We start from the raw sequence: 6,893 nt of genomic DNA on the forward strand, positions 1-6,893 counted from the left end.
TCTACGACGCCCGAGGCGCGGAGGTGATCACGTCGACGACGGATTCCGTTGCGGTGGCACCGGGTTCGGTGATCCGGCACAACGCGGACACCAGCCCGTCGACCGTGTCGGTGACCGCCGCGATGTAGGCGTCGGGGCGGATGACCCACACCTCGCCGGGCTTCGCGTCCAACGCGGCGGTGAGGACGCCGGTGCCGTCGACCTCCGACAGCCGGACGAGGCGGAGCGGGGTGTGCACCGCGCCGAGGGCCGCGCTGCGGATCTCGTCGACGTCCACGCCGTCACCCGCGAGAAGCAGGATTCCGTGCCGGGCGATGTCGCGGAGACGGGTGCCGGCACCGCCGCGCAGCGTCACCGGGGTGTCGGGCACGAGGATTCCCGGCGCCGCAGCGGGAGTGCATCCACGCTCGGGGCGACCGGCGAAGGGTCGTTCCGGATCCATTGTGGTCAAGGGGGATTCGACGTACCAGAACGGCTCGGCGAGGCGACCGCTGTCGACCTGTGACCGCGCCTGCGGGTCGGTGACCGCCGCGGTGAGCACGTCGCGCCGGTGCCGATGCTGGTCCTCGGACTGTGGGACGAGGAAATCCATCGTCGCCGTGGTAACCGCGATATTCTCGACGGCCGCCGCGTGCCGCTCGGTGTGATACGTCTCGAGCAGCGACTCGTCGGCCCAGCCCCGCAGGACGAACGCGAGCTTCCACGCCGCGTTCTCGGCGTCGGCGACACCGGAATTCAGGCCTCGCGCCCCGAACGGCGACACGATGTGCGCGGCGTCCCCGGAGAGCAGCACCCGGTCGACGCGCATCCGGTTCGCGACCCTGGAGTGGAAGCGGTACACCGATTTCCACACGATCCGGTAGTCGGTGTCGCCGATGATCTTCCGGATCCGCGCGTCCAGCGCACCCGACTTCTCCTCGGCCTCGAGATCGTACTCGCCGGGCACCTGCCAGTCGATGCGGAACGTCGAGTCCGGGCACGGGTGGATGAGCACCTGCCTGCCCGGGTTCCACTCGGGGTCGAAGTAGAAGCGGCGCTCGTCGGCCCAGCCCGGGATGTCGGCGGCGATGTCGCAGATCAGGAACTTGTCGTCGAACGAGCGACCGTCGAACGTGACACCCAGCTGCCGCCGGATCGCGCTGCCCCGCGACCCCACGGCCACCACCGCGTAGTCCGAGGTGACGGTCTGCTCCCCGGAGCCGGTGCGGCAGGTAATGGTGACGCCGGTCTCGTCCTGATCCACGGACGTGGCCTCGTATCCCCACCGGACGTCGATCGACGACGTGGCCGCGATCCGCTCGTCGAGCAGTTCCTCGGTCCGGGCCTGGGAGATGTTGACGAACGGCGGGAACGACGAGATGCCGCGGTCGACGAACGTCTGCGCGAACAATTCGTGGTCGCGGTGGAACGTGCGGGCGCACCCCCACGTCACGCCCTCGTCGGCCAGCTGCCTGCCGACGCCGATCGCGTCCCACACCTCGAGGACGTCCCGCTGCTGGCAGATGGCCTTCGATCCGATCGGGTCGCGTTCGGGCCGGGCGTCGAGCAACGTCACCGGTATGCCCCAGCGCGCCAGCAGCAACGCCGTCGTCTGCCCCACCGGGCCGTTGCCCACGACGGCGACCGTGCCGCCGCGGGTGTGTCGTCTTCCCATGATCCTCGCCTTGTCAGTGTGAAACGGTGACGGACTTCAGCCCTGCAACTGGTCCCAGACCTCGCGGTCACGCTCGGCGGTCCAGATGACGGGCCGTTCGATGCCCGACAGCTCGTCCCACACGCGGGAAACGTCGAACGGGAGGCAGTGTTCGAAGATCGGCCAGTGCCCGTACTGCTCGTTCAGTGCGGCGTGGGTGGCTTCGAACGCCTCCTTGAGGGTGCCGCCGCGCTGCTGCACCGCCCCGACCTCGGCCAGCATGACCTCGATGAAGTGGCGGGTCTGCTCGATCGCAGCATCGACGGCCTCCCGACCGTGGGAGACGGCGCCGCGTCCGCCGATCAGGATCTCCGCGCCGAGCGCCTTGATCCGGTCGAGTGTGCCGGTGGACCAGTCGCTGTGGAAGGCGTCGCCGGTGTAGAGCGCGGCCTGCGCCTCGACGAGGTCGCCGGCGAAGAGGATCTTCTGCTTCGGCAGCCACGCGGTGATGTCGCCCTCGGTGTGTCCGCGGCCGAAGTGCTGGAGCATGAGGTCGCCGCGTCCGCCGCCGAGATCGATGGTGAGTTTGTCGGCGAACGTCAGGGTGGGCCACGTCAGTCCGGGCACCGAGTCGGCAGCTTTGGCCAGCCGCGGCATGCGGCCGAATTCGCTTGCCCAGTCTTCCTTTCCACGCTCCTCGATGAGGGCGCGGGTGGTCTCGTGCGACACGATGGTCTCGGCGTCGAACGCGGACGCACCGAGCACGCGGACGGCGTGGTAGTGCGAGAGCACCAGGTACCGGACCGGCTTGTCGGTGTGCTCGCGCAGCTTGCGCAACCAGTCCTGAGCGGCCACCGGGGTGGCGAGCGCCTCGAAGCAGACGACGAAGTCCTCGCCCTCGATGGCGCCGATGTTGGGATCCCCCTCGGCCGTGAGGGCGTAGACACCGTCGGCGAGGACCTCGAGGGTCTGCTCCTTCTCACCAAGGTCGGCCGACGAAGCGAAGTTCGTGGGGCTCATGCGATCCACCTAACTAATCAAAGGTTTGATTGATGGTGGCCACAGTAGCCCGGATCACAAAATAATGAAAGCCTTGATCAAAAATTGGCCAGGGCTTCCACTGTCCCGACCGAACGAACGGGACGCTCGTTCGATCTGACGCAACGAGCGTCCCGTTCGTCGCGACGGGGGTGGGGTAGACGGCGGTGGGGTAGCGGTATCACCCCGCGAGCAACACCCCGACCAGCGCGATCGACGCGACCCAGACGGTGGAGATGCCTGCGAGCACGAAGGGTCGTGCGCCGACCTTCTTGATCGTCGCGATCTGGACGCCGGCGCCCAGGGCGAACATCGCGGCGGTAAGGAGGGCGGTCTGCACGATCTTGGCGTCGGCGAGCAGGCCGGCAGGCAGTAGGCCGGACGACCGCAGGCCGACGCAGGCGAGGAAGGCGAGGACGAAGAACGGGACCAGCGGCGGCCGCTTCACGTCGGCGTCGGTGCCGGCGAGCCTGCGCTGACGCACGCTGAGCACGGCCATGACCGGGGCGAGCATGAGGACGCGGGCGAGTTTGACCACCGCGGCGACGCCGAGGGCGGCACCGCCGATCGCGCCGCCCGCGGCGACGACCTGCGCGACCTCGTGGATCGACCCGCCCGCCCACAGGCCGGCGACGGTGTCGGAGAGTCCCAGCGCCCGCGACAGCAGCGGGATCGCGGGGATCATGAGCGTGCCGAAGATGACGACGAGGGCGACCGCGGTGATCACCTCTTCCTCGTCGGCGTCCACGACACCGTCCACCGCCGCCACCGCGGCCGCACCGCAGATCGAGAATCCGCAGGCGATGAGCAGTCGCTGGGTCCAGCTGAGGCCGAGCAGCTTGCCCGCAAACATCGTTCCCACGATCCCCAGACAGACGATCGACACCACCACGACGATGACGCCCCAGCCCAGTCCGAGAATGTCGCTCAGCATCAACTGGAGTCCGAGGAGGGCGATACCCACCCGCAACAGCTTCTTGGCGGAGAACTGCAGTCCCGGGCGCAGGCGTTCGGGCAGATGCACGACGTTCGACAGCACGGCGCCGAGCACGATGGCGATGAGCAGCGGACTCACCGTCGGAAGGAACCGGCCGACACCCATCGCGACGGCGGTGGCGACGGCGCACAGCGCCAGACCCGGCAGCAGAGTGGCCGTGGCGGTCCGCAGTCGCGGCAGCGTTGCCGGGCTCTCGACGCGCTGTTCCCCGGACTTCGAATCGCTCAGTTGACTACTCATGGATCCACGGTCCGTCACCGCGGCCGTCTCCGGTAGCCGTCATCTCGACATGAACATATATCAGAGTGATATGTCTTGCGCGAGGGTCATATACTCAGTGCATGTCCCGCAGATGGCCCGAGTTCCCCGTTCTCGAGTTGCTCGTCGGCGTCGACGACCACGGAAGCCTCAGCGCTGCCGCCAGACTCGCCGGAATGGCGCAGCCGAATGCAAGTCGCGCCATCAAGCAACTCGAGCGTCAGTTCGGCATGACACTGTTGCAGCGCAGCCCGACGGGCTCGATACTGACACCGCAGGGAACCGTGATCGCGCACTGGGCACGTCGGGTGCTCTCCGACACACGCAGGCTGCTCGACGTGGCCGAGGGACTGCGCGCGGAACGCGCCGCCGAGTTGACGGTGGGTGCGAGCATGACGGTCGCGGAACACCTGATGCCGGGGTGGCTGGGCCAGTTTCGCCGCTTGCACTCCGACGTGACCATTCACCTGCAGGTGCACAACTCGACTCAGGTGTTCGAGCGGATCAACAGCAGGATCTGCGACGTCGGGTTCGTCGAATCGCCGACGGTGCCGCGACCGTTGAAGAGTCTCACAGTCGCGCGTGACCGGTTGGTCGTCGTCGTTCACCCCACCCACCCGTGGGCACGGCGACGGAAGGCGCTGTCCGTCGCCGAGTTGGCGCTGACACCGCTCCTGGTCCGCGAGCCGGGATCGGGCACGCGGACCACGCTCGACGTGGCACTACAGGAGTACGACCGGGCGGCACCACTTCTCGAGCTCGGCAGTGCCGCCGCGATTCGCACCAGTGTGCTGGCCGGAGTCGGTCCCGCGGTGATGAGCACCCTCGCGGTGGCGGAGCAGGTCGGCGCCGGAGAGCTGAAGGTGATCGACGTCGACGGTCTCGAGCTCGACAGGGTGCTGCGGGCCGTGTGGCGGGGCGCACGTCAGCTCGACGGTCCCGCAGGCGAACTGGTGCGTCTGGTCCGCCGGGTCGGCGCCGACCCCTGAGCGGCTGTCATCCGAGAATGCAGGTGGCCGCACCGGCGGCGATCACCAGCACGATGACCGCGGAACGAAACACTCCCGGCGGGAGTCGGCGGGCGATCGCCAGCCCGGTGACGTTGCCGATCAGCGCGGCAATGACGAAAACCGGGAGTCGCGGCCAGAACATCGACTCCGTGATTTCGTCGCGGAACCACAGCACAGCGAGAGCCATGACGTTCGCGACGATGAAATAGCCTGCGAGATCGGCAATGAAAGCCAACGGTGGCAACCGCGCTCGCATCAGCAACAGGACCGGTGGCGGTCCGTTGAGCGATGTCGTCGTTCCGAGGTAGCCACCCACGGAGCCGGTGAGGACGTGCGCGGTCGTGGACGGCGCACGCGTGCCTTCCGCCCGGGTCGGGAGCGCCATCGCAAGCCCGCACAGCATCACCACGGCTCCCGCTGCCGGCTTCAGATACTGCTCCGGCATCAGACCGAGAGTGACCGCGCCCAGCCAGGCGCCGGGCAGGCTGCCACCACCGAGCAGTGCCACTCGTCCCCAACTGATGTGTTCTCGCAACTGATACGCGGCGCCGATCCGGGTGATCAGCCCCGCCACAAGATTGACGAATACCACTTCGGGAACGGCGAATCCGACCATCAGCATCACCGGCGTCGCGATCAGTGCCGTCCCGAACCCGGTGGCGCCTCCGATGACCGACGCGATGCCGATGCACAGGGCGCCCACGAGGAGCATCGTCATCGCGACTCCCTTCTCGATCCGGTGGCACGTTCCCGCGCAGGTCTGATGTTCAGGTGGCCAGGGACTGGACTGCGCTCACCAGCGCCATCAGTTCGATGTCGCTGCCGGTGCATCCGCGGGACAGGTCGTTCCACGGTGCGGCCAAGCCTTGCAGGATAGGCCCCAAGGCTATTGCACCCCCGAGCCGCTGGGCAATTTTGTACCCGATGTTACCGGCATCGAGATTGGGGAAGACCAGCACATTCGCCCGGCCGGCGACCCGCGAACCGGGCGCCTTGGACGCGCCGATCTCGGCGACCAGCGCGGCATCGAATTGCAGGTCACCGTCCACGTGCAACTGCGGATCCCGGACGCGCACCAGTTCCGCGGCCTCGCGGACCTTCTCCACTCGCGGGTGGCTGGCGCTGCCCTGGGTGCTGAACGACAACATCGCCGCGATCGGAGTCTGCTCGGTGAGCTGGAAGTGGGTGGCGCTGGCGGCCAGCGCGATGTCGACCAGTTCCTCGACCGTCGGGTCGGGTACGACGGCGCAGTCGGAGAACGTCAGCTGCCTGCCGTCCGGCAGCAACATCAGGATCGAGCTGGAAAGGGTGCTCGAACCCGGCGCGAGCCCCACGATGCGCAGTCCTGCCCGCAGCACGTCGGACGTCGGCCTGCTCGCACCCGCGACGCAGGCATCGACCACCCCGGCCCGCAGTGCCGCCGCGGCGAGGCACACCGGGTCGGACAGCGCCGACTCGATCCGGTCGGGGTATTTGGCGAACCCCGATTCGACGGCGTCACGGATCGCGGGGTCGGCAGCCGCGTCGGCGAGGTCGACCACGAGTTCCTCGGCCAGGGGGATCCCCGCGGCGTCGGCGATACGCCGGATGACGTCCCGCCGCCCGAACAGCCGCGGCGAGACGACACATTTGTGGTGCAGATGGTGGGCCGCACGGATCGCGCGTTCGTCTTCTCCGTCCGCGAGACCGACGATCCGATTCTCCCCGCGCAGGGAGGCGATCCAGTGGTCGATCAGCGACGAATCATTCAGTCGTGCAGCATCGGTGGGTGGTACAGCGGTGACGCCCGGGGCCATGGCCTCGCTCTCCCATCACTACGAAAAGGGGTGGCGGGGGGGGGTGTCGACGACCCCCCCCCCCGGGGAAAAGGGGGACAGTGGGTGCCAAACGGGGGGTTGGCGTTTAGATTTGGGTGTTGATGGGGTGGGTGGCGGGGGCAGGGGGGTTTAAACAAAAG

At 68.1% G+C, this 6,893-nt stretch carries 6 protein-coding genes; 1 reads left to right on the forward strand and 5 read right to left on the reverse strand.

Going from position 1 to position 6,893, the window contains the following annotated elements; all coding sequences use genetic code 11:
• Position 1: 1 nt before the first annotated feature.
• The 3 genes from ACFWAY_RS39005 to ACFWAY_RS39015 all read right to left on the reverse strand — a co-directional run bounded on the left by ACFWAY_RS39005 (position 2) and on the right by ACFWAY_RS39015 (position 3,908).
• Positions 2-1,654, reverse strand: a complete 1,653-nt coding sequence (locus ACFWAY_RS39005; protein WP_378514307.1) for an FAD-dependent monooxygenase — start codon at positions 1,652-1,654, stop codon at positions 2-4.
• A 36-nt stretch (positions 1,655-1,690) separates the two neighbouring features.
• Positions 1,691-2,653 (reverse strand): MBL fold metallo-hydrolase, encoded by a 963-nt coding sequence (locus ACFWAY_RS39010; RefSeq protein WP_378514308.1) that lies wholly within the window; start codon positions 2,651-2,653, stop codon positions 1,691-1,693.
• Positions 2,654-2,852: 199 nt separating this feature from the next.
• Positions 2,853-3,908 (reverse strand): YeiH family protein, encoded by a 1,056-nt coding sequence (locus ACFWAY_RS39015; RefSeq protein WP_378514309.1) that lies wholly within the window; start codon positions 3,906-3,908, stop codon positions 2,853-2,855.
• Between the two features lie 101 nt (positions 3,909-4,009).
• Between ACFWAY_RS39015 and ACFWAY_RS39020 the strand changes: the two genes are divergently transcribed.
• On the forward strand, positions 4,010-4,915 hold the full coding sequence (locus ACFWAY_RS39020; RefSeq protein WP_378514310.1) for a LysR family transcriptional regulator: 906 nt from the start codon (positions 4,010-4,012) through the stop codon (positions 4,913-4,915).
• Positions 4,916-4,922: 7 nt separating this feature from the next.
• Here the strand turns inward: ACFWAY_RS39020 and ACFWAY_RS39025 are convergent, their stop codons facing one another.
• Together ACFWAY_RS39025 and ACFWAY_RS39030 are read right to left on the reverse strand one after the other, a co-directional pair.
• On the reverse strand, positions 4,923-5,654 hold the full coding sequence (locus tag ACFWAY_RS39025; RefSeq protein ID WP_378453391.1) for a sulfite exporter TauE/SafE family protein: 732 nt from the start codon (positions 5,652-5,654) through the stop codon (positions 4,923-4,925).
• A 49-nt stretch (positions 5,655-5,703) separates the two neighbouring features.
• A complete protein-coding gene (locus ACFWAY_RS39030) occupies positions 5,704-6,732 on the reverse strand; it encodes a phosphotransacetylase (protein WP_378453390.1) in 1,029 nt (342 codons plus the stop codon).
• Between the last annotated feature and the right edge of the window lie 161 nt (positions 6,733-6,893).

The organism is Rhodococcus sp. NPDC059968 (assembly GCF_042738615.1).
Lineage (GTDB): Bacteria > Actinomycetota > Actinomycetes > Mycobacteriales > Mycobacteriaceae > Rhodococcus_F.

Bases quoted from the DNA above. Each gene is read 5' to 3' on its own strand.
- ACFWAY_RS39020 (WP_378514310.1), top strand. From the start codon at position 4,010: ATGTCCCGCAGATGGCCCGAGTTCCCCGTTCTCGAGTTGCTCGTCGGC.
- ACFWAY_RS39005 (WP_378514307.1), bottom strand. From the start codon at position 1,654: ATGGGAAGACGACACACCCGCGGCGGCACGGTCGCCGTCGTGGGCAAC.
- ACFWAY_RS39015 (WP_378514309.1), bottom strand. From the start codon at position 3,908: ATGAGTAGTCAACTGAGCGATTCGAAGTCCGGGGAACAGCGCGTCGAG.
- ACFWAY_RS39030 (WP_378453390.1), bottom strand. From the start codon at position 6,732: ATGGCCCCGGGCGTCACCGCTGTACCACCCACCGATGCTGCACGACTG.
- ACFWAY_RS39010 (WP_378514308.1), bottom strand. From the start codon at position 2,653: ATGAGCCCCACGAACTTCGCTTCGTCGGCCGACCTTGGTGAGAAGGAG.
- ACFWAY_RS39025 (WP_378453391.1), bottom strand. From the start codon at position 5,654: ATGACGATGCTCCTCGTGGGCGCCCTGTGCATCGGCATCGCGTCGGTC.